General features: G+C 60.4%; 24 protein-coding genes. 7 read left to right on the plus strand and 17 right to left on the minus strand.

Translation table 11 applies throughout. The features are described 5' to 3' along the window. Positions 1–5: 5 nt before the first annotated feature. Complete coding sequence (locus ACR0LX_RS06580; RefSeq protein ID WP_480783033.1) at positions 6–1,004, plus strand: polyprenyl synthetase family protein; 999 nt, start codon at positions 6–8, stop codon at positions 1,002–1,004. Here ACR0LX_RS06580 and ACR0LX_RS06585 read toward each other — a convergent pair. The 4 genes from ACR0LX_RS06585 to soxR all read right to left on the minus strand — a co-directional run bounded on the left by ACR0LX_RS06585 (position 997) and on the right by soxR (position 5,861). Beyond that, on the minus strand, positions 997–1,818 hold the full coding sequence (locus tag ACR0LX_RS06585; protein ID WP_480783034.1) for a 4-(cytidine 5'-diphospho)-2-C-methyl-D-erythritol kinase: 822 nt from the start codon (positions 1,816–1,818) through the stop codon (positions 997–999). The two genes, ACR0LX_RS06580 and ACR0LX_RS06585, sit on opposite strands and share 8 nt — an antisense overlap. Then, on the minus strand, positions 1,808–3,523 hold the full coding sequence (locus ACR0LX_RS06590) for a tetratricopeptide repeat protein (protein ID WP_480783035.1): 1,716 nt from the start codon (positions 3,521–3,523) through the stop codon (positions 1,808–1,810). Before ACR0LX_RS06590 ends, ACR0LX_RS06585 begins: the two co-directional genes overlap by 11 nt. Before the next feature lie 100 nt (positions 3,524–3,623). Next, positions 3,624–5,270 carry an electron transfer flavoprotein-ubiquinone oxidoreductase gene (locus ACR0LX_RS06595; protein ID WP_480574677.1) on the minus strand — a complete coding sequence of 549 codons (1,647 nt, stop codon included), beginning with the start codon at positions 5,268–5,270 and terminating at the stop codon, positions 3,624–3,626. 135 nt (positions 5,271–5,405) lie between these two features. Beyond that, on the minus strand, positions 5,406–5,861 hold the full coding sequence (gene soxR / locus ACR0LX_RS06600) for a redox-sensitive transcriptional activator SoxR (protein ID WP_480783036.1): 456 nt from the start codon (positions 5,859–5,861) through the stop codon (positions 5,406–5,408). A gap of 86 nt (positions 5,862–5,947) precedes the next feature. On the opposite strand from soxR, the gene ACR0LX_RS06605 reads away from it, so the two are divergent. The 3 genes from ACR0LX_RS06605 to ACR0LX_RS06615 all read left to right on the plus strand — a co-directional run bounded on the left by ACR0LX_RS06605 (position 5,948) and on the right by ACR0LX_RS06615 (position 8,036). Further along, positions 5,948–6,328 carry a VOC family protein gene (locus ACR0LX_RS06605; protein ID WP_480574672.1) on the plus strand — a complete coding sequence of 127 codons (381 nt, stop codon included), beginning with the start codon at positions 5,948–5,950 and terminating at the stop codon, positions 6,326–6,328. A gap of 236 nt (positions 6,329–6,564) precedes the next feature. Continuing rightward, the gene (gene greA / locus ACR0LX_RS06610) at positions 6,565–7,035 is read left to right on the plus strand and encodes a transcription elongation factor GreA (protein ID WP_480574670.1); all 471 of its coding nucleotides are present in this window, start codon (positions 6,565–6,567) and stop codon (positions 7,033–7,035) included. 14 nt (positions 7,036–7,049) lie between these two features. After that, the gene (locus ACR0LX_RS06615) at positions 7,050–8,036 is read left to right on the plus strand and encodes a hypothetical protein (protein WP_480783037.1); all 987 of its coding nucleotides are present in this window, start codon (positions 7,050–7,052) and stop codon (positions 8,034–8,036) included. On the opposite strand, the gene ACR0LX_RS06620 is transcribed toward ACR0LX_RS06615, so the two are convergent. The 5 genes from ACR0LX_RS06620 to ACR0LX_RS06640 form a co-directional block, all read right to left on the minus strand. Beyond that, complete coding sequence (locus ACR0LX_RS06620; protein WP_480783038.1) at positions 8,037–9,314, minus strand: molybdopterin-binding protein; 1,278 nt, start codon at positions 9,312–9,314, stop codon at positions 8,037–8,039. A gap of 12 nt (positions 9,315–9,326) precedes the next feature. Continuing rightward, positions 9,327–9,833 (minus strand): molybdopterin-guanine dinucleotide biosynthesis protein B, encoded by a 507-nt coding sequence (gene mobB / locus ACR0LX_RS06625; RefSeq protein WP_480783039.1) that lies wholly within the window; start codon positions 9,831–9,833, stop codon positions 9,327–9,329. After that, positions 9,830–10,474 (minus strand): molybdenum cofactor guanylyltransferase MobA, encoded by a 645-nt coding sequence (gene mobA / locus ACR0LX_RS06630; RefSeq protein ID WP_480783040.1) that lies wholly within the window; start codon positions 10,472–10,474, stop codon positions 9,830–9,832. The genes mobB and mobA overlap by 4 nt, the downstream gene beginning before the upstream one ends. A 57-nt stretch (positions 10,475–10,531) precedes the next feature. Continuing rightward, complete coding sequence (locus ACR0LX_RS06635) at positions 10,532–11,485, minus strand: AEC family transporter (protein WP_480783041.1); 954 nt, start codon at positions 11,483–11,485, stop codon at positions 10,532–10,534. 73 nt (positions 11,486–11,558) lie between these two features. Continuing rightward, the gene (locus ACR0LX_RS06640) at positions 11,559–12,500 is read right to left on the minus strand and encodes a formate dehydrogenase accessory sulfurtransferase FdhD (protein ID WP_480783042.1); all 942 of its coding nucleotides are present in this window, start codon (positions 12,498–12,500) and stop codon (positions 11,559–11,561) included. Here ACR0LX_RS06640 and ACR0LX_RS06645 point away from each other — a divergent pair. Both ACR0LX_RS06645 and ACR0LX_RS06650 read left to right on the plus strand, forming a co-directional pair. Then, positions 12,499–13,209, plus strand: coding sequence for an AzlC family ABC transporter permease (locus tag ACR0LX_RS06645; protein WP_480783043.1), 711 nt, complete (start codon positions 12,499–12,501; stop codon positions 13,207–13,209). The two genes, ACR0LX_RS06640 and ACR0LX_RS06645, sit on opposite strands and share 2 nt — an antisense overlap. Continuing rightward, the gene (locus tag ACR0LX_RS06650) at positions 13,206–13,538 is read left to right on the plus strand and encodes an AzlD domain-containing protein (protein WP_480783044.1); all 333 of its coding nucleotides are present in this window, start codon (positions 13,206–13,208) and stop codon (positions 13,536–13,538) included. Before ACR0LX_RS06645 ends, ACR0LX_RS06650 begins: the two co-directional genes overlap by 4 nt. Here ACR0LX_RS06650 and ACR0LX_RS06655 read toward each other — a convergent pair. From ACR0LX_RS06655 to ACR0LX_RS06685, 7 genes are all read right to left on the minus strand, one after another. Continuing rightward, entirely contained in the window at positions 13,527–14,159 is a 633-nt protein-coding gene (locus ACR0LX_RS06655) for a hypothetical protein (protein WP_480574645.1), read from the minus strand. The genes ACR0LX_RS06650 and ACR0LX_RS06655 overlap by 12 nt on opposite strands. 19 nt (positions 14,160–14,178) lie before the next feature. Next, the gene (locus ACR0LX_RS06660) at positions 14,179–14,313 is read right to left on the minus strand and encodes an aa3-type cytochrome c oxidase subunit IV (protein ID WP_039522971.1); all 135 of its coding nucleotides are present in this window, start codon (positions 14,311–14,313) and stop codon (positions 14,179–14,181) included. A gap of 66 nt (positions 14,314–14,379) precedes the next feature. After that, the gene (locus ACR0LX_RS06665) at positions 14,380–14,934 is read right to left on the minus strand and encodes a hypothetical protein (RefSeq protein WP_480783045.1); all 555 of its coding nucleotides are present in this window, start codon (positions 14,932–14,934) and stop codon (positions 14,380–14,382) included. Then, complete coding sequence (locus ACR0LX_RS06670; protein WP_480783046.1) at positions 14,921–16,759, minus strand: glycerophosphodiester phosphodiesterase family protein; 1,839 nt, start codon at positions 16,757–16,759, stop codon at positions 14,921–14,923. Before ACR0LX_RS06670 ends, ACR0LX_RS06665 begins: the two co-directional genes overlap by 14 nt. 64 nt (positions 16,760–16,823) lie before the next feature. Beyond that, complete coding sequence (locus ACR0LX_RS06675; RefSeq protein WP_480574636.1) at positions 16,824–17,276, minus strand: DUF6173 family protein; 453 nt, start codon at positions 17,274–17,276, stop codon at positions 16,824–16,826. Positions 17,277–17,281: 5 nt separating this feature from the next. After that, a complete protein-coding gene (locus ACR0LX_RS06680; RefSeq protein ID WP_480783047.1) occupies positions 17,282–18,328 on the minus strand; it encodes an MBL fold metallo-hydrolase in 1,047 nt (348 codons plus the stop codon). Further along, positions 18,328–20,031, minus strand: a complete 1,704-nt coding sequence (locus ACR0LX_RS06685; RefSeq protein ID WP_480574630.1) for an acyl-CoA dehydrogenase — start codon at positions 20,029–20,031, stop codon at positions 18,328–18,330. Before ACR0LX_RS06685 ends, ACR0LX_RS06680 begins: the two co-directional genes overlap by 1 nt. 135 nt (positions 20,032–20,166) lie before the next feature. Here ACR0LX_RS06685 and ACR0LX_RS06690 point away from each other — a divergent pair, with 135 nt between their 5' ends. Then, positions 20,167–21,114 (plus strand): L-threonylcarbamoyladenylate synthase, encoded by a 948-nt coding sequence (locus ACR0LX_RS06690; protein ID WP_480783048.1) that lies wholly within the window; start codon positions 20,167–20,169, stop codon positions 21,112–21,114. Here the strand turns inward: ACR0LX_RS06690 and ACR0LX_RS06695 are convergent. Then, positions 21,111–21,665 (minus strand): YqgE/AlgH family protein, encoded by a 555-nt coding sequence (locus ACR0LX_RS06695; RefSeq protein WP_480574624.1) that lies wholly within the window; start codon positions 21,663–21,665, stop codon positions 21,111–21,113. The two genes, ACR0LX_RS06690 and ACR0LX_RS06695, sit on opposite strands and share 4 nt — an antisense overlap. Positions 21,666–21,701: the final 36 nt, after the last annotated feature.

Genomic DNA, 21,701 nt, shown 5'->3' on the forward strand with positions numbered 1-21,701 from the left:
GTGTGATGACAGTCAGCGCAATTTCAAAGCCTCACGAGCGGCTGGCCGAAATTCTTGCCCCCGAAATGGCGGCGGTAAACACGCTGATCCAGACGCGTATGGCCTCTGAGCACGCGCCGCGTATTCCCGAGGTCACCGCGCATCTGGTCGAGGCTGGCGGCAAGCGCCTGCGTCCCATGTTGACGCTGGCAGCGGCGCGTCTATTTGGCTATTCCGGCGACCACCACGTGCGGCTGGCTGCGACGGTGGAGTTTATCCATACCGCCACGCTGTTGCATGATGACGTGGTTGATGAAAGCGCCCAGCGGCGCGGGCGGCCTACGGCGAACCTGCTGTGGGACAACAAATCCAGCGTTCTGGTTGGTGATTACCTGTTCTCGCGCAGCTTTCAGTTGATGGTTGAAACCGGATCGCTGCGGGTTCTGGATATTCTCGCCAATGCCTCGGCGACGATTGCTGAAGGTGAGGTGCTGCAAATGACCGCAGCGACCGATCTGGGTACGGATGAAAGCGTCTACCTTCAGGTCGTACGCGGCAAGACCGCGGCGCTGTTTTCCGCCGCAACCGAGGTTGGTGGCGTCATCGCCGGAGCGTCGGAACCGCAGGTCCGGGCGCTGTTCGAATATGGTGATGCGCTGGGCATCGCGTTTCAGATTGCGGATGATCTGCTGGATTATCAGGGGGACAGCAAGGCAACCGGCAAGAATGTCGGCGACGATTTCCGCGAACGAAAACTGACGCTTCCGGTGATTAAAGCCGTGGCGCAAGCCACCCCCGAGGAATATGCCTTCTGGGAGCGTACGATCAGCAAGGGCCGCCAGGAAGAAGGCGATCTGGATCATGCTCTGACCCTGATGAACAAGTACGGAACCTTAGAGGCGACGCGCGCGGACGCGCGTGGCTGGGCATCCAAGGCCAAGGCGGCATTGACCGGACTGCCGGATCATGAGCTTCGCACCCTGCTGCGCGATCTGGCCGATTATGTGGTGTCCCGCCTTAATTAAGCTTCGTTGCACGGCACCACCAATCGGGATGGGCCGCGCCGATTTCGTAGGCCGCGAAATGTGCGTCCTTCATCGTGGGATAGAGCGCAAAACAGGTCGAGCCCGAGCCAGACATGCGGGCCAACAGGGTGTGCCGGGATGCTTCAAGCGCGTCCAGAACCCCCTCGATCGCCGGGGCCACATCCATTGCCGGGATTTCCAGATCGTTCCGCTGCCCGCGCAACCAGTCGGCGCAGCCCTCGGGCGTCGAAAGATCGGGGATCACCTCGGGCATCGGGGGATTGTCCCGCAATGCGAGCGCCTTGAACACCGCCCCGGTGGGCACGGAAATACCAGGGTTGACCAGAACAGCCGGAAGCTGCGGCAAGGATAGGGGCGATAAGTTCTCGCCAATGCCCTGCATTCGAGTGGCCTGACCCGTCAGGCACACTGGAACATCCGCCCCCAGGGACAAGGGCACATTGGTCGGAACATCGATCCCCTGCCCTGACAGCGCCGAAAGCACGGCGGCAGCGTCTGACGAACCACCTCCGACGCCACCACCATGAGGCAGCACTTTGTGCAGATCGATATGCCCGGTCCAGCCCACAGCCTCTGCCGCTTTCCAGGCCAGATTGCGTTGATCGGCGGGCACACCTTCGGCATGTTCGCCACTGATCGTCATCGACAGTTCGGGCCCCGGCGACAGCGTCAGATCGTCCCCGATATCTGCAAAGACGACCAGCGAATCCAGAAGGTGATAGCCATCTGCGCGCTGGCCGGTCACATGCAGGGTCAGGTTGATTTTGGCGGGCGCAAAAGCCTTAGCCGTCATTGGCGACCTTCAAAGGGTCAGCGCCTTCCTCGTCCAACACCACGTCCAGACCGACCTCGATCTTGCGGCGGATACGGTCGGGGTCGGCCTCACCGTCGGTATCTTCGGGATCGACAAAGGACAGCGCGCGCTTCCACTGAAACTGCGCCTCACGCGCGCGGCCCACGGCCCAGTACACATCCCCTAGGTGGTCATTGACCACTGGATCGACCGGCATCAGCTCGACCGCACGTTCCATGTGATCGACCGCTTCGTCGTAACGGCCAAGACGGAAGAGGACCCAGCCCAGGCTGTCGACGATATAGCCGCTGTCGGGGCGCGCCGCGACAGCGCGCTCGATCATGTCCAGTGCCTCGTCCAGCTTTTCGCGCCGTTCCACCAGCGAATAACCCAGATAGTTCAGCACCTGCGGCTGATCGGGGTTCAATTCCAATGCCTTGCGGAAGTCCGCCTCGGCCTTTTGCCAGTTCTTGAGCCGCTCATGCGATATGCCGCGGGCGTAATGCAAGAACCAGTTGGCTCCGGCTCCAGCCTCGGTCAAGTTGATGGCGGTGTCGTAAGAGGCGACGGCAGCCGCGTAGTCCTCTTGCTGGCGCAGCAGGTCTGCCAGAGCGACATGCACGCCTGGCAAATCAGGCTGTTGCACCGCCAGGTTCTGCAACACTTCGATGGCCGCGTCGGTCTTGCCGGATTGGCGCAGCACTTCGGCCCGGCCCAGTTCCGCCGCGTGATAGTCGAAACTGTCCGGCGGCACGGCGCGATAGGCGTCGACCGCAAGGTCGTATTGCCGCAACTCTTCCAGAAGCTCCGCCGTCAGCAGGATTGCATCGATGTGGTCAGCGCGCAAAAAGTTGGCAATGCGCGTGTACAGCAGCACATAGTCATCCGCCGCATCCGAATTCAACGCCGATCCGACCGAGAAGAACACCTCGGCCATGCCATCGCGCGCGGTGCGCACATGGGTAAACGGCAGCGTTTCGCCCGCCGCCAGACGTGCGGTGTAGTTCTCGATAAAGGGATCGTTCCCGGCAGCAAACACATCTTCGAGAAACTGCAACGCGTCATCGTTGCGATCCAGTTGAGACAGGATCTCGGCCCGGGCCAGCGCCGCCCGGCGCGAGATACGTGAGACCGCGCCATTGTCGGCGACCAGGACCTCTTCGGCACCTTCGAAATCGCCAATGGACGCCAGCGCCATTGCCTTGTGGTATAGCGCAAACTCGCGCAGCCCTTCCTGCATCGCGACGGTGTCAAACTGCTCCATCGCCTGGGTCACGGCACCCTGACCGATATGGGTCCAGGCGATCACCAGCCCGTCGACCAGCGGACCAACACCTTGCGTTTCCGGGTCGCGCGCCAGCAGCTCGTCCAGCTTGTCCTGTGCGATCAGGTTGGCGTAGATCACCATGCGCCCGGCCTGATTTGGACCGTCGCCTGCATCGGTGGCTTCGGCGACCGGCAATGCGCCTTCGATATCGCCCAGCGCGATGCGCGCCAGCAGCACGCTTTCCAACAGCTTTGCGTTTTTCGGATCAAAGTTCAGCGCCCGGCTGTAGTACCGCTCGGCAGCGACGTAGTCGCTTTGATAGATCGCCTGACGTCCCGCCAGATAAGAGCCCGAACCCGTATCCGCAAAAACCGGCCAAGCAACCGATGAGCTGAGAAACGCGGCAATCACCGCGCGACGAACCTGGGAAAACACCAAAAAACTGCCTTGTTGTCGTTGTCTGGCAACAAGCTAGGGCTTTGCCCCCAAAGAGGCAATGGCAGAGCCTTCACGACGCCGCCATTGCCCGGTTTTTTGCTTACATGTTGGGGTAGTTTGGCCCGTCCCCACCTTGCGGCGTGGTCCAGGTGATATTCTGGCTGGGATCCTTGATATCGCAGGTTTTGCAATGGACGCAGTTCTGGAAATTGATGACGAATCGCGGCCCGTCGTCGTCCTGCACCATTTCGTAAACACCCGCCGGGCAATAGCGCTGCGCCGGTTCGTCGAACTTGGGCAGATTGACCTTTACCGGGATATCCGGATCAGTCAGATGCAGGTGGCAGGGCTGGCTTTCCTCGTGATTGGTCATCGCAAACGAGACGTTGGTCAGGCGGTCGAAAGACAACGTGCCATCAGGTTTCGGATAGTCGATCGGCTTGTGCTTGCTGGCGTCTTCGGTCGACTCCGCATCGTTCTTGCCGTGGCCCAGTGTGCCGAAAAACGAAAAGCCCAGCGTGTTAGTCCACATGTCCAGACCGCCCAGCGCCAGCGAAGGCACAAGTCCCCATTTCGACCACATCGGCTTGACGTTACGGACCTTTTTCAGGTCAGCACCAATCGCACCGTCGCGCACGTCGGTTTCATACGCGGTCAGCTCGTCGCCTGAACGCTCGGCCTTGATGGCATCATAAGCGGCCTCGGCGGCCGCCTTGCCCGACAGCATTGCATTGTGGTTGCCCTTGATGCGCGGCACGTTGACCATACCGGCCGAGCAGCCCAGCAGCGCCACACCCGGAGCCACCAGTTTCGGCATCGACTGATAGCCGCCCTCGGTGATTGCACGCGCACCATATGCCACGCGCTTGCCGCCCTTCAGCAGTTCGGCAACCATCGGGTGGTGCTTGAAGCGCTGGAACTCCATATAGGGGTACAGATGCGGGTTCTTGTAGTTCAGGTGCACCACAAAGCCGACATAGACCTGATTGTTTTCAAGGTGATAGATGAAAGATCCACCGCCTGCGTTGCTGCCTAGCGGCCAGCCCATAGTGTGCGTAACGGTGCCTTCCTTGTGCTTCGCCGGGTCGACCTCCCAGATCTCTTTCATGCCAACGCCGTATTTCTGCACCTCTTTGCCAGCTTGCAGGTCATACTTGGCGATGACTTCCTTGGACAGCGAACCGCGGACACCTTCCGACAGGAAGACGTACTTGCCGTGCAGTTCCATGCCCGGCTCGGTACCCGGACCATAGGATCCATCGGGCTCAAGCCCAAAGACACCGGCAACCACGCCTTTAACCTCGCCATTGTCGCCGTAGACCAGCTCGGAACAAGCCATGCCGGGGAATATCTCGACACCCAGTTCTTCGGCCTGTTCCGCCATCCAGCGACAGACATTGCCCATCGACACGATGTAGTTGCCGTGGTTGTTCATCAGCGGCGGCATCGGCGCGTTGGGAATGCGGATCTTGCCTGCCTCACCCAGCATATAAAAGTTGTCTTCTTGCACCGGCACATTCAGCGGAGCGCCTTTTTCCTTCCAGTCGGGGATCAGAGCGTCCAGACCGCACGGATCCAGAACAGCGCCCGACAGGATATGCGCACCCACTTCCGAGCCCTTTTCAAGAACGACAACGTTCAGATCGGCATCCAGCTGTTTCAGACGGATGGCCGCCGACAGGCCCGCAGGACCTGCGCCTACGATCACCACATCGTATTCCATCGCTTCGCGTTCAATCTCGGCCATCGCGGGCTCCTTAGCTAACTTTCCGAATTGGCGCTTTCACTGCGTGGTCTGCGCAATATTGTTTCACGGCTGATTACATGCTCAGAAAGTCATTGGTCAATCAAAACACGGCGTAACATTGCTGCAATGCGGCAGTTATGCGTCCGGAGCGTCCCCCATCAGGTACCTGGGACCGCTACCATGTGATTTTGCGCGGTCGTCGGGGTTGTAAAGCGCGCATTTCGGCAGGCTCAGGCATCCGCAACCGATGCAGCCGTCCAGATTGTCGCGCAGCCGCACCAAAGTATCGATTCGCTGATCCAGGCGCGCGCGCAGGGACCGGCTGATCTTTTTCCAATCCTGCGGCGTTGGCGTGCGATTTCCGGGCAGGCCCGACAGAACCTCGCGAATCTCGGGCAGGGTCAAACCGAACTGCTGCGCGATCATCACGAAACTCAGGCGCCGAATATCAGCCCGCTGATAGCGGCGCTGCCCGCCCGCATTGCGCCAGGGGGCGATCAGCCCCTGAGCCTCATAATACCGGATGGCCGAAACCGCCAACCCGGTACGCCGTGCCAAAGCACCAATTGCCAACCCTTCGGACGCTGTCATTTTATCCTCAAAAAATCTCTTGACCTAAAGTTAGGTTTAGAAATTACAGTGAGTCGTGACAAGCCTGAATTCGCAAAGGAGATCCCATGATGGCGACGCTTGAACACACCAATTTCACTGTCCGCGACCCAAAGGCCTCGGCCGCGTGGATGGAGAAAGTCTTTGACTGGAAAACCCGCTGGGAAGGTCCGGCCATCGCTGGTGGCTACACGGTGCATGTGGGCAGCCAGCATACCTATCTGGCACTCTATGCGCCTGAGGACCCAAAACCCCTGAACAACAGCAGCTACGATGTCGTCGGCGGGCTGAATCATGTGGGGGTGTTGGTCGAAGATCTGAACGCAACAGAAGCAAAGGTCAAAAAGGCCGGGTTCGAACCGCATAACCACGCTGATTACGAGCCAGGACGACGGTTCTATTTCCGCGACGAAAATGGCATCGAATTCGAGGTCGTGCAGTATGATTGAGCTGTTATGGCTAGGATCCGAAGCGCATCGCTGGCGCCGGGGCGATCTGTTGGGGCGGGCAAACAAACACGCCCTGCCACATCCTGACGGCGCGAGTTCGCGAATAAAACGCCGGAACCGCTGACCCCTCTTGCATTTCACGCGGCATTTGGGTCAGGTATTCAGCGACCCATCACTCGCCCCGGCGCTGTTTTCATGCGACGGGGCGTAACAATTTATGCGTGGACCAAGACAAAATGGAAAAAATCCCCATGACGCCCGCGGGCAATGCCGCGCTTGAAGCGGAGCTGAAAAACCTGAAATCCGTCGAACGTCCGGCGATCATCGAGGCTATTGCCTCGGCTCGGGAATTGGGCGACCTGAAGGAAAATGCCGAATACCACTCGGCGCGCGAAAAGCAGGGATTCATCGAAGGCCGCATCAAAGAGCTTGAGGGCATCCTGTCGCTGGCCGATGTGATCGACCCCGCCAAACTGGCCGGGGCGGTCAAATTCGGTGCCAAGGTCACGCTGGTGGACGAAGATACCGACGAGGAGAAGACCTGGCAGATTGTTGGCGAATACGAAGCCAATATCGAAAACGGTCTGTTGAACATCAAATCCCCCATCGCGCGCGCACTGATCGGCAAGGACGAGGGCGACAGTGTCGAAGTGCGCACCCCCGGTGGCGTGCGGTCCTATGAAATTCTGAGTATCCAATACGCCTGACCGGAGCCGGTGCCATGTCGGGGCAGAATTCAGAGCAAGAGAGCGAACGGCCAACATCGCTGGGCGTCTATGACCGTCCAGCGCGGCCATCCGTGACCGGGATCGAGATCGCAGCGCTTGCGCTCAGCGTCATCTGGTTGGTGGTTTCGGTGGTGTTTTTGGTGCTGCCGGGCGCAGAACAGGGCGGCGGGTTCATCGTCACGCTGCTGGCCGTTTTTCTTCCGGTCGCTATGATCTGGGTTGCGGCCACCGCGATGCGGGCCAGCCGGGTCATGCGCGAAGAAAGCGAGCGTTTGCAGACTGCGATCGACGCCATCCGGCACGCCTATGTAACACAGCAACAGCGCGCCGCCAGCACTTATGAACCTGCGTCAGCCAAAAAGCTGGACGAAATCGCCCAAACCCCCAAACAGGCGGCACCTGCCGCCGCAACCTTTTCGTCGGCCCGAAACGAGCCCACACGTGGCAGTTCCGAACCCGAGGATCAGACCAGTTTGGCCCTCGGCACGCAGGCCGAAGACATTGCACCGCCGTTGACGACGGATATCTTCATCCGCGCGCTGAATTTCCCCGAAACGCAAAGCGACAAGCAAGGGTTTGAGGCTTTGCGACTGGCGCTGAAAGATCGGAAGGCATCGAAACTGGTGCAGGCGTCGCAGGATGTCCTGACCCTTCTCAGTCAAGAAGGGATCTATATGGACGACCTGCGCCCCGACATGGCCCGGCCCGAAGTCTGGCGTCAATTTGCCCAGGGCGCGCGTGGTCGGTCGGTGGCGACGCTTGGCGGTATTCGGGATCGCTCTTCACTGGCGCTGACAGCGGCACGGATGAAGCAGGATCCGATTTTCCGCGACGCCGCGCATCATTTTTTACGCCGCTTCGACCACATGATCGCGGATTTTGAACCAGATGCCAGCGATGCGGACCTGACCGCATTGGGCGAAACACGCACTGCCCGTGCCTTTATGCTGGTGGGCCGCGTGGCCGGGACGTTCGACTAGCTAGATGCCAAAACTGCCATAGGGGATGAACCGAACCGGGTCACCGGGTTGAATATGGCACTCGGCATCGCCGATCTCGACCAGCCCTTCGGCCCAGCTCAGGCCACTGATCCGGCCTGACCCCTCCGAGCGAAAAACCTCGACCCGCCCATCCCGCACGCGGGCACGCAGGTACTCGCGGCGACCGGGTTTCTTGCGTTTCTCAAAAGCGGCTGGCAAATCGAACCCTTGCGGCAATTGCCAACCCGCCCCCGCCATCAGGCCAAGCGCCGGGCGGGCAAAGATCAAGGTGCAGACCATCGCCGCGACCGGGTTGCCCGGCAGGCCAAAAACCGGTGTGCCCTGCCATATGCCCAAAGCCAAAGGCCTTCCAGGCTTGAGCGCAATCCGCCATTCCTGCATCGCCCCCTCCTTGCGCAACAGGGCCGAGACGTGATCCTCATCCCCTGCCGAAGCACCGCCGCTGGTTAGAATCACATCCGCCTGGTCCGCTGCCTGAGTCAGTCGTGCATGCAAATCATCAGGGTCATCGGCGACGCGACCCATGTCGACCGCGTCAAATCCCATCCGGTCGATCAGGGACAGCAGCATGGGCCGGTTCGCGTCAAAAATCTGACCCGGCCCTGCAGGTTGACCGGGCTCGACCAGTTCATCTCCGGTCGAAAGAACCGCGACCCGCAAGCGGTTATATACCGGAACCTCGGACACGCCGACCGCTGACAAAAGCGCCAGATCCGCCGGGGTAAGATGACGGCCAGCGGGCAAAGCAAGCTCCCCCGCAGCCGCATCTTCGCCCGCCCGTCGTGTGTTGGCCCCACGTTTCAGCGGGCCGCGAAACGCAATGTGCCTTTCGCGGGCTGTCACGTCCTCTTCCAGAATGACCGTGTCCACGCCCTCGGGGATCGCGGCCCCGGTCAGCACCCGCAAGGCGTGACCAGCGGGCAGAATACCGTCAAAGGGGACACCCGCCGCCGCGCGGCCGTCGGCCAGTGGCATCACATGCTCTCCCTCGGGTATCGCGCCTGCAAAGCCGTAACCATCCACCGCACTATTGGCGAGCGGCGGGTTGGACCGCAGCGCTTGCACGTCCTGTGCCAGAATCCGACCCGATGCCTGCGCAAGTCCGACCGAGCTGTTCGACACAACAGGACGCAACCGCTCACGCAACAGGCCCAGCGCGCTGTCCACCGGCGTCCAGTTCACACCTGCGGGCAAGGCAAAACAGTCGTTCCGCAGCGGCGGAGGCGCAATATCCGGTTTGGGCTCAGATGTCCTCAATTCCACAATCCTTCAGCTTCGCGCCGGGTCCAGCCCGACCTGTTGCAGAATGAAGTTTGCAATAGCGGATGTATCGTCCAGATCAAACACAGGCCGGTCCAGTGAAAGGGGCGTGTCAGTGGCGACGGCGCGGATCGAGTCATTTTCCTCGGCCATCAGTGGATTTCCCGCCACTGCCCGGTACGCTTCGATCTTTGGATGCGGTTCGCGCTTGTAGCCTTCGATCAACACCAGATCGACTTTGGACAAGCGGGCCAGAAGGCTGCTCAGGGACGGCTCCGACGCGCCGCGCAACTCCTGCATCAGCGCGACGCGGTGGGCCGATGCCAGCAAAACCTCGGACGCACCGGCGGTTCGATGCCGGTAGCTGTCCGTGCCCGGCTGATCCACGTCAACTGCGTGATGCGCGTGTTTGATCGTCGAAACAGAATAACCGCGCCCGGTGATCTCGGTGACCAAACGCTCCATCAACCCGGTTTTTCCGGCGTTTTTCCATCCGGTGACACCATAGAGTCTCATTGCTGCTCCAGCATGTCCTGCGCCTTTGCAAGATCTTCGGGTGTGTTGACGTTGAAAAAGGGATCAAACGGCTCGGCAGAAAACAATGCCTCGCGCCCGTGATGTCTGTCGGTCCACAGCACAACCTTGCGCAAGCCGTCACCCAGCGCCTCGCGCAGATCGTCGCGCAACGCCACGGGCCAGAGGCCAAATGTCGGATGCCGATTGACCCGTTTGCCGCCGCCGGACTTTAACGCTTCATCCCCGGATCGCGGGGTGGTGGCCAGTACCAGAGGGTGCGCTTGCCCCTCGGCGGCCTGCATCAGACGGTCCACCAGATCGCGCGGGAAAAACGGCGTGTCGGCTGCGGCTGTCACGATGGCCTCTGCGCCCTGTTCCGCCGCCCAGTCCAGACCCGCCAGAACGCCTGCAAGCGGACCGGCAAACCCATCGACCGAATCCGCAACGATGGGCAGGCCAAGATCCGAGAACCGGCTCGGGTCCCCATTGGCGTTCAGCACCAGCCCCGCAACCTGCGGGGTCAGGCGATCAATCACATGGGACAACAGGCTTTGCCCTCCAAGCTGCAACCGGCCTTTGTCGCCACCACCCATGCGAGTGGCCAGACCCCCGGCCAGAATGACACCAATTGGGCGATTCATCCCCGTCCTCTCGTGTTCGAAATGCACGCGGCACATTCCCAGCATTTACGCCAAGGATCAATTCAATTGAAACGCGGTTGGGTAGATATGATGCAGGACGAACAGCCACACGATCAGCGTCGCGATCGACAGGAATGAGGTCGCCGAAACCGTATGTGCGGCAAGCTTGGGCTCTTGATCATAATGTTTGGCGAGCAAAAAGATGTTCTTCGCCGTCGGCACCGCAGAGGAGACCACCGCAGCGATCGTCCACAACGGGTCCAGCCCGATCAGGTGCGCAGCCAACAGAACGAGGCCAGGTGCAACGATCAGCTTGGTCACGGACAGGAACAGAATCAGCGGCCCCGTCTGCACGATCGTTCGCACACTTGTGGTAAATCCAATGGCAAACAGCGCCACAGCTGCAAGCGCCTGGCTGAGCAGTTCCAGATAGTCCGACACGGCGCTTGCAAACCCGATCCCGGTAAAGGAATAGGCCACCCCCAACAGGGTCGCGGCGATGATCGGGTTCTTCAGGACGTTCAGAATGATTTTCAGGATCGGAGTCTTCTTGTCAGCGCTATGCCCCGCGCTGCTTTCCAGGATCGACGTCAGGATCAGAAACAAAATCGCAACCACGAGGTTTGCCAGAACAGCAGGCAACGCACCGCTGGACCCGAAAATCGCATGCAGGATCGGCAGCGCCACCAGCGCGGTGTTCGAGGCGACCGCCGCAAACGCCGCAACCGTGGCGGACCCGACCTGCATGTTCAGAATAACCCTGAGCCCGACAAACAAAGCTGCAAACAAAAGCAGCAGCGTGCCGCCATAGGCGAGGTAGAAGCCAATATTCAGCAGGTTCGCAAATTCTTCCTGCCCGATCAGATAGAACATGATCGCCGGAATCAGCACATAGACGGCGAACTGGACCAGCGCCTCCGAGGTGTCTTTGCCCAGAAGGTTTGTCCATGAAAATACATAGCCGGTGAGGATGACCGTAAAAACAGGTGCGATGAGGTTCACGAGTTCCATATGCCACCTTACGACATATCACACGGATTTTGCAGAGTTTTTCGCGACTTGCGCAGCCCGCGGAAAAGATCTGTCAGGATCCGGCGCTCTTGCGGCGGTGCTTTTTGTCTTCCTGCGGCACACTGGACGGGTCGACATCGCGCATTAGGCGATCTTCGCCTGCAAGACAGACGAACCGTTGCCCGCGCATGCGTCCGATCAGGGTCAATCCAACTTCGCGCGCGATCTCGACCCCCCAGGCTGTGAACCCTGATCGCGAGGCCAGAACCGGGATACCCATCATCGCCGTCTTGATCACCATCTCAGAGGTCAAGCGGCCCGTAGTGTACAGGATCTTGTCAGCGGCCTCTTCGCCCTCGGACAACATCCAGCCCGCAATCTTGTCGACGGCATTGTGGCGACCGACATCCTCCATATAGGCCAGCGGGCGGTTCTCGCGGCACAGGACCGTGCCATGAATGGCCCCTGCCTCAAGATACAGCGAGGGTGTGCGGTTGATCTTGGACGCCAGTTCGTACAGCCACGACGTGCGGACAGGGGTCTGCGGCAGGCGCACATCCTCAAGCCCCTCCATCATGTCTCCGAACACGGTGCCGACAGCGCAGCCGCTGGTGCGGGTCTTTTTCTTCAGCTTGTCCTCATAAGACGTTTCACGCTCGGTGCGAACGACAACGGTTTCAAGATCATCGTCGTAGTCGACGCGCGTAATGGTGTCGTCGGGGCGCAACATGCCCTGATTGCGCAGGAAGCCCAACGCCAGATACTCGGGATAGTCGCCGATGGTCATTGCGGTCACGATTTCCTGCGCATTCAGGAAAATTGTCAGCGGTCTTTCCTCGACCACCGAGATCCGGCTGACCTCGCCGTTCTGATCCACGCCTTCAACCGCGCGCGTCAGGCGCGCGGCCCCGGGTTCCGGGGCGATGAGATAGTCTGACAAGTCGATTTCCGTGGCCAATTGCAACCCTTTCCCAAGACCGCTACTGCTGCTGCGATCACCATAGGATTTAGCCATGGCAAGCTCCACATCCAAGTCATACTTCTGGAAAGGCGTTCGGGACGGTACCCCGTTTATTTTCGTCGCCGGTCCGTTCGGCCTGTTGTTCGGAGTTTTTGCTGCCGAGGCCGGGCTGGACATCGTCCAAACCATGGCTTTCTCGGCCACCGTCTTTGCTGGGGCGGCACAGTTTACCGCCTTGCAATTGATGCAGGAAAACACGCCGACCCTGATTATTCTGATCTCGGCTCTGGCGGTAAATCTGCGTGTCGCGATGTATTCGGCTTCACTGACGCCGTATTTGGGAGCCGCGCCGTTGTGGCAACGGGCCTGTGCGGCCTTTCTGATTGTCGATAACACCTACGCCAGCGGCATCGTGCGGTTCGAGAAAGAGCCGCAGATGACTGTACCCCAACGGATGGTTTACTTCTTCGGGTCGGCAACTCCGGTCACGCCTCTGTGGATGCTTACCACCTTTCTTGGGGCCGTCCTGGGTTCACAGATTCCGAACAGCTGGGCGCTGGATTTTGCGCTGCCGATTGCATTTCTGGCGATGATCGGCCCGATGATGCGGACATTGGCCCATGTGGTCGCTGCGCTTGTCGCCATCGTCGTCGCATTGTTGACCGTTGCGGTGCCGTTCAACCTTGGCCTTCTGATCGCAGGTTCGGTCGGCATGATCGCCGGTGCCCAGGCCGAACTGATGCTGGAGCGCAGAAAGACATGACACAAACGGACCCAATCACCATATGGATCATCATCGTCGGTCTGGCCCTGGGCAGCTACGCGTTGCGGTTCACCTTCATCGGTCTGGTGGGCGACCGTCCGATGCCGCCGTGGCTGCTGCGCCATCTCCGCTATACCGCAGTCGCGATTATCCCTGCCCTGATCGCGCCTTTGGTCGTCTGGCCCACCGCCACTGACGGACAGCCGGATCTGCCGCGCATGGCAGCCGCCTCTGTCACACTCGCAGTCGGGCTTCTGACCAAAAACGTGCTCTACGCGATTTTCAGCGGCGCAGCCTCGCTTTACGGTCTGCTCTACCTAGTTGGTTGAGGTCGCATCCAACTGATTGAGGCGCGCGTTGTTCTGCGCCAGCCCCTTTTGCAAGTCGGCATCGTCATTCTCGCGATATTCCGAGGTGACGACCCCCGGAATTTGCCCGAATTGCTCGGACAGTTTCACCGGAAAGAAGGTCACATCGATCTGCTCGAATCCCGGAACCTGTTGCAGCAGCCGCGCAGTTGAGTTGGCACAATAGGCCCCGGCCACAGGCCCCGACTGCTTGGCCAGTTGCAGCGCGATCTCGGCCTGCTGCGGGCTGACTTCGATGGTTTGAATGCGGGCATAATGCGTCTCGCGCGCGTGGGCGCTGCGATAGGCGCGTTCAACTGCAGGCGTAATGCCGTATAGAACGTCATCCCTGATCGGAACGACGTCGGCCCGGAACGATCCCGCCGGGTCAAAAATCACGCGTTCGCTGCCGCCGATCATCAGAGACGTATGCGCCCCGGACCCGGTGCGGGTGCTGATCATCGTGTAAAGCGTCAGGGTCGAGGGGCCGGGATCCCGAAAGGATCGGGCCACAATCTCGGCCTGATCTGCCTGCGGCCGCTGCGATCCGACACATCCTGCCACGGTTGCTGCCAACAGGCACGCAATCAAAATCCTGAACACGGATCGCCCCCGGGGTGAATTACGACGCAAAAACCGCCAGGAACAGGCACAGGAACGCGATGGCCACAACGCACCATGTGGTAAACTTGATGAAGCCATCAAAGGTTTTGGTTTGTACGGTGATGTCCATTTCGCCGTGCTTGTGTTCAGCCATGTAACTAGATTCCCAATTCGCGTGTTTCAGGCGTGGATACTGGAATTTTCCCGGCCTGTCACGATGTCATTCGCGCGCAGGCGACGTAAAGATCGTACATCCCGGGTAACCGAAGCCCCACCGCCACGGCAAGCCGCTGCATGGCCCTCCGCCAAAGCGGACCGCCATGTACATTGCCTCACCCGTTATCGAATGAACCGAGCGAATCTGGTCCGAAGTCATGTCGTATCTGGCCGCATATTCATTGGCGTGGTCTTCGCCGTGGTTCTTCACGCAGGAGCGCAGCGTGTCATCTGCGCTTAGACGCGCCTCGAAACTGTCTTCGGCATTTTCGGCACCGCCCGCGTTATGATAGGCGCGATCATGGGTGACGCAGCAATATTCCCAGGGCGGGTGCGCCTCATAAAGCGCGCTGAATTTCGGGAAGGCGTCCGCCACCAGCCGCCAGCTTGATGACAACCCGCCCGAACATCCGTCGGTTTCGAATTCTGACAGGTCACCGGCGTCGCGGACCACCATCAGCGCGCGATGGGCGGGCATCTCGACCCCGCGCATCAGATCTTGTGCTGCAAGCGGCGAAGCCAGGCACAAAAGGATCGCGGCCAGCTTACGGACTGGCATCGCGCATCTCGTCGGTATCGATCGACAATCCGAACGTGGTCGCCAGCCAGAGCAACAAGCGCTCACCCGGGCCCATCTCGGCCCGCACACGCAGCACCTCGTTCGCCATTGCCGGACGGTCGGTGATCAGGCCATCGACCCCCATCGAAGCCATCGCTGACATTTGCAGCGGGTCATTTACTGTCCAGACATAAATGTCCTTGCCCGCATCGTGGATCTGACGGATCAGCCCGGGCGACACGGTCGCTGCGTTTACGGCCACGAATTCACCCTCGAGCCCCGACAGATCGCCCACAGCCGTCGCCGCCAGAACGCCTGCGCGCCAGTCGGGACGAATGGCTTTCATCTTCTGGACGGCGGGGTATTTCAGCGACATGGTCGCGATCTCGTCCTGCATCTCCAGCTCTTCGACGATGGCTGCTACCCGGTTTTCCAGATCGACGTCGTGGCCATAGTACTTCAATTCGATAATGACCTTGGACTTGCCCTTGGCCGCGCTCAGCACGTCATGCAAGGTCGGCGCGCGTTCCGAAGCATATTGGGGATCAAACCAACTGCCGATGTCGATTTCTGCCACGTCCTCCATCGTGGCGTCCCAGACCTTGAGCGGAACGCCCGCCAATTTCATGAAATCGCTGTCATGGGCGATGATGACTACTCCATCCGCTGTTTCCTGAACATCGATTTCAACCCAATCTGCGCCATCCTCGATCGCTTTGAGCACCGCTGCCATGGTATTTTCCGGCCTTAGCGCAGCGGCGCCGCGATGGCCGATAACATCGGCATGATCGGGTGCCTGCACCTGTTCCAACAGTTCCTGCCCGGTCCATAGACCTATCAGCACGGCCAGCGCTGCAACAGCGACAGTAACCAGGGTCGGCGCGCGCAAATTACCCGGTTCGGGGTGCGGCAGGGTACCCGCCTTGGGCTCGAAGAACTCGTCCAGCACAACAGATAGCGCGCCCAGCGCAGTGGCCGCCAGCACCAGCCCGGCCAGAGACCAAAGTGCCGCGACGATCAGGCTGAGTATCAGAGCAACCCGCAGATTGGTCCCCTCTTGCAATGGAACCAGCGCGAACAACATTCCCGCCACTGCGGCGATAGCTGCGGCGATTGCGATGCGGATAACAAGCCAGATGACCAGTTCGATCTTCAGCCGCCCCTGCTTGCCCTGCATTCGCAGGGCACTTTCGGCAAAGGCCGCTTTGGGCCCTACTTTCTCGAACAGCACCAGATGCAGGCCCAGCGCCCAGGCCGACAACCGGCGGATCAGAATCCAGGCCAAAGCAGCCACGACCAACCCGATCAGAACCACCGCCACCCAGAACGCGGGCGGGTGGAATGTCAGGTAATAGTTGATGTCGTATTCAGTCAGCGTCCACGAGGCGATCAACCCGGCGACAGCCACGAATGGCAGCGCCAGGACCAGTACCCGCAGGATCAGACGCACCGCAAATCCGAACAGCGCAGGCAAGCGCGTCAGGATCAACCTGATCGCAGAACCGCCCGCACGCCACGGGTCGCTTTCGCCCATCCGCAAAGATCCGGCCATAACGGCAAAGACAAGCACCTCAGCCAGCAAAAACAGGCTGAGCACAACGATTGCAGCCAAGAACCCTGCTGGCGACAGCAGGAACATGGCGATATCCTGATCCGTCAGCGCGGTTTGGTCGGACAGCGAAACGGCAAAATTGACGGCCATGGCCATACCGGGCGCAATCAATGCGATCAGCAGCAGCCGAACCGCGACGTAAATCGGAACGAATACGCGCCGCCGCGCCCATGCGCTAGTGTAGGCATTTGTAACGGCTGAGAAATTGGTCACACGGCGCCCTCCTGAACGATGCACTCATTCAAGGCTGCGCAGACGTGAATTGCAAGCTGGACCGTCAGCTTTCTTCCAGATCGGCCGCCAGGCGAAACCCAATTCGGTTGGCCGGCTTGTCTTCGATCGTCTTTGGCAGGGCCCGCAGCATCACGTTCAGTTGGCTGACATGCTGCACCAGCTGGGTTTTTGCCCCGCCCCCGTCCGAGCCATAAAAAGTGATCACGTCCGGGTCGAAATAGCCCATGCCTTCGATCCGCATCACTCCGGCGTCGCCACCGGTAAAACCCATGGCCACCTCGTGATCGCCGTCCAGCGTTTTTTCAAAGTTCTGGATATACAGAATCAACCGTTCATATGCCCATTGGGCCGGGCTTTTGGTCTCGACCGGTTGTTGCAGCGGCTTCGGCAGTTCCTTTGAACCGGAGTCGCTAGCGGAATTGGCATGCACCTCATAGCACCTGGGCAAAGCTGCGGCTTCTGCAGCCTCGGCCGAGGTTTCGATTTCATCCTGCATCTGATCTACCCTTTGCGCTGATACTCCCATGCCCCATCCGCGCGCCGCGTCCGGGTGACAGCATCAATGTGGTAGAGATGATTGAGGTGCGCAACCGCTTCGACCAAAGCAAGCCCGTACTCGCCTTCACCGATCTGACGCTTGAACAGGGGTGCAAAGCACTCGGACGCGGTTTTTGGCGCATCCAGTTCGGCCGCCAGACGATCAAGCGCGCCGTGGTGGTTCTCGATCAGTTGGCGCATGCGGACCGGCAGCCCGGTAAAGGGCAGCTTGTGCCCGCCTAGTACCAGCTGTTCGGGCCGCGCCAGCTGAGCCAGTCGCTCGCAGGATTCCATCCAGTCGGCCACGGGGTCGGCCATGGGTTCGGTGGCGTAGACGCCCAGATTGGAACTGATGGAACTGAGGATCTGGTCTCCGCTCAGAACCAGATTGTCATCGCGGCTCCAGAATGTGGCGTGTTCCGGGGCATGGCCATTGCCGATCTGCACGTCCCAGTCGCGCCCACCCATGCGGATCACATCACCCTGCTTGATCCGGGTAAAGCCCAGCGGCATCGGATAGACCGCATCCGCGAAGTTGAAAGGCCGTTCCGCCATGCGCTTGGCCAGGATCTCGGGCGCCATTCCAGCGCTGCGGTAATAGTCCAGGGTCTGCTGCGGCCAGGTTTCCTGCACGTCCAGCGTCAACATGCGTGAGAACAGCCAGGCCGTCCGCGTGGTGACCAGTTCCGCACCATGTTCGGTCTGAAACCAACCCGCATTTCCCACATGATCCGGGTGGTGATGGGTCACCACAACCCGGTTGACGGGTTTGCCGGCCAATGGACCTGCCATGAGTTTTTCCCAGATCGCGCGAGACTTGTTCGTTGAAACGCCCGTATCGATCACCGTCCATCCGTCGCCATCGTCCAACGCATAAACGTTCACGTGATCCAGCACCATCGGCAACGGCAGTCGAATCCAGATAATGCCCTCGGCGATTTCCATGCACTCCCCGGGGGCCGGTGGTTCAGCGCAAGGATAGTGAATCGACAACGGGGTATCTCCGTCCATCAGAGTGCCAGCTCCTCGGCGCTGAGGGCGTAAAGATCGTCAGCACCGGTCTGCGCCTGCGCCAGAAGCCCCGCATGTTCCGGCAGCAACGCGTTGATGTAAAAGCGCGCCAATTTGGCCCGGGGTCCGTCCGGGTCGGCCAGCGCAGCGGATAGGTGGAAATGCCCACCCAACACGCGTGCAAAGGCGTGAAGATAGGGCACCGCGCCGCCAAAGCGGCTGTTCATGTCACCCTGCGCAACCATCCATTCGGTTGCCTCACGCAGGGTTTCCGTCGCCTCCCAAACCGGCCCGGCCAGTTCGGGAAGGGTTGCCCGGGCGCGTTCGGCCTGATCCTCGATCTCGTCAAGCAGGCTCATAGCGGCTTCACCCCCGTCCATCATCTTGCGACCGACTAGGTCCATGGCCTGAATGCCGTTGGTGCCTTCGTAGATCGCGGTGACGCGGACGTCGCGGTAGTACTGCGCGGCACCGGTTTCTTCGATGAACCCCATACCGCCATGCACCTGAACGCCAGTCTCAGCCACGCGCATGCCCGCCTGAGTACCGAATGCCTTGCAAATCGGTGTCAAGAAGGCGGCGCGCGCCGACCATTCCGGATCACCTGTAGCCTGTGACATGTCGATCGCAGCGGCGTTGGCCAACAGGATCGCGCGCGACGCAAAAACATCGGCCCGCATTTCCATCAGCATACGACGGACATCCGCATGGTCGATAATGGTGCCCGAAGCTGTTTTGCCCTGCTTGCGCTCAAGCGCATAAGCCAACGCATGCTGATAGGCGCCTTCCGCAGCGCCGACACCCTGACCGCCAACACCCAGGCGCGCGTTGTTCATCATGGTGAACATCGCAGCCATGCCGCCATGTTCCTTACCCACAAGCCAGCCTTTGGCTCCATCATATTGCATGACGCAGGTGGGCGAGCCGTGCAGACCCATCTTATGTTCCAGCGAGACGACCTTCAGATCGTTGGCAACGCCCGGATTGCCGTTTTCGTCAGGGATGTATTTGGGCACCAGAAACAACGAAATGCCCTTGGTTCCCGGGACACCGTCCGGCAGACGGGCCAGAACCAGATGACAGATGTTTTCGCAGAAATCATTGTCGCCCCAAGAAATAAAGATCTTTTGCCCGCTCACGGCATAGGTTCCGTCGCCATTGGGTTCGGCGCGCGAGGTCAAAGCACCGACATCCGACCCGGCCTGTGCCTCGGTCAGGTTCATAGTGCCGGACCACTCACCCGCCATCATCTTGGGCAGGTACAACGCCTTGAGCGCGTCGCTGGCGTGATGTTCAAGCGCCTCGATCTGGCCCTGGGTCATAAGCGGGGCAAGTTGCAGAGACAGGCAAGCTGCTGACATCATCTCGTTGACAGCGGTCGTGACGGTCATCGGCAGACCCATTCCGCCATAGTCCGGATCGCCGCTCATACCGATCCAACCACCTTCGCTGATCGCATTCCAGCCGTCTGCATATCCGGGTGAAGTGCGAAGCACACCGTTTTCCAGCCGGGCAGGCTCCAGATCGCCGGGACGTTGCAGCGGGGCCAGAACTTCTTCGCACATCTTGCCGGCTTCTGACAGGATGGCGCTGACCACATCGGCGCTGGCCTCAGAAAATTTCTCGGTGGCGGCGATCTGATCGAATCCGACGACGTTGTCCAAAAGGAATTGATAGTCAGAGGTCGGTGCGCGGTATGGCATGGCTGTTCTCGGGCTTGTCTGTCGGGTTGTAAGAGCGGGCTTGGATTCTTCAAGCCCCCCCGGTATTCATCTGCGTTGGCACGATTACCTACCTGTCCCTATGTTGCAATCAACCAAAACGCGGCGTCACGACCCATGATCCCTTATCGCACCGAAGTCTTGTCCGCCGATCCCGCTGGGCTGGCACAAGCCGCCGACTTGCTGCGACAGGGATTGCTGGTCGCCTTCCCGACCGAGACGGTCTACGGGCTTGGCGGCGACGCCCGCAACGGTCAGGCAGTGGCGGCAATCTACGCCGCCAAGGGGCGCCCCAGTTTCAACCCGTTGATCGCCCATGTCGCCTCGGTCGCAGACGCGCAGCGATACGTGGAATGGTCCGATCAGGCGGAACAGTTGGCAAATGCGTTCTGGCCCGGTCCCCTGACTTTGGTGCTGCCCCTGCGCGATGGGCATGGCGTGTCGTCGCTGGTCACTGCCGGGTTGGAAACACTGGCGGTTCGGGTTCCGGCGCATCCGACAGCGCGCGCGTTGCTGAAAGCCGTCGATGCACCGGTTGCGGCCCCATCGGCCAACCCATCGGGCCGGATAAGCCCGACCACCGCCGTACACGTTCTCGCCGGGCTGGACGGGCGCGTTGCAGCGGTGCTGGATGACGGCCCCTGCGGTGTGGGCCTTGAATCCACGATTGTCGGATTGGCAGGCGAGCCCGCCCTTCTGCGGCCCGGAGGCGTTGCGTTGGAAGATATCGAGGCCGTTTTGAACACCCAATTGCATATCCACCAGTCGGGCGATCTGCTGACCGCCCCCGGGCAATTGCAGTCGCATTATGCGCCCGAGTCGTCCGTGCGCCTGAACGCGCAGTCGCGGCAAGGTGACGAAGTGCTTCTTGGGTTCGGCCCCGGCGAGTGCGATGTGAACCTGTCCGCAAGCGGAAACCTGAACGAAGCCGCGGCCAACTTGTTTGCGGCCCTGCACGCGTTGGACAAATCCGGCCGCCCGATCGCCGTCGCCCCGATTCCTGACACGGGCTTGGGCGCTGCGATCAACGACCGGCTCAGACGCGCTGCAGCGCCCCGCGACTAGGCGCGGCCCGCGCTGGCCGACAGGGTCAGCGGGTCAACACCCAGGGTTGCCAATGCAGCCTCCCATTTTTCGTCATCGGGAAGATCGAATACCAGCTTGGGGCTTGCGTCAGTAGTCAGCCAGCCGTTCATGGCAATCTCATCCTCAAGCTGATCCGGTCCCCAGCCGGAATAGCCCAGCGCCACCATCGCGTTCAGCGGTCCTGTGCCCGAAGCAAGGTCTTCCAGCACGTCCAGCGTTGCCGTCATACTGAAATCGGTGCTGATCTCCATCGAATGCAGGTTCGCCTCGTAATCCGAGGAATGCAGGACAAAGCCGCGCGACATCTCGACCGGACCGCCGAAATGTACCAGGCGTTCGCCGACCACCGGGATGCGGCACGGGATATTGAGCTGTTCCAACAGAGCCTTGATCCGCAGATCCGACGGCTTGTTTACGATAAGCCCCATCGCGCCATCCTCAGCATGGCTGCAAATGTAGACGACCGAGTGTTCGAAACGCGGGTCGCCCATGCCAGGCATCGCAATCAGCAGTTTTCCGGTCAGGTCCATGTGAAGGAGTCTCTTGTCTCGGCTTCCTCTGCAACA

This window comes from Ruegeria sp. CH11, from assembly GCF_056537105.1.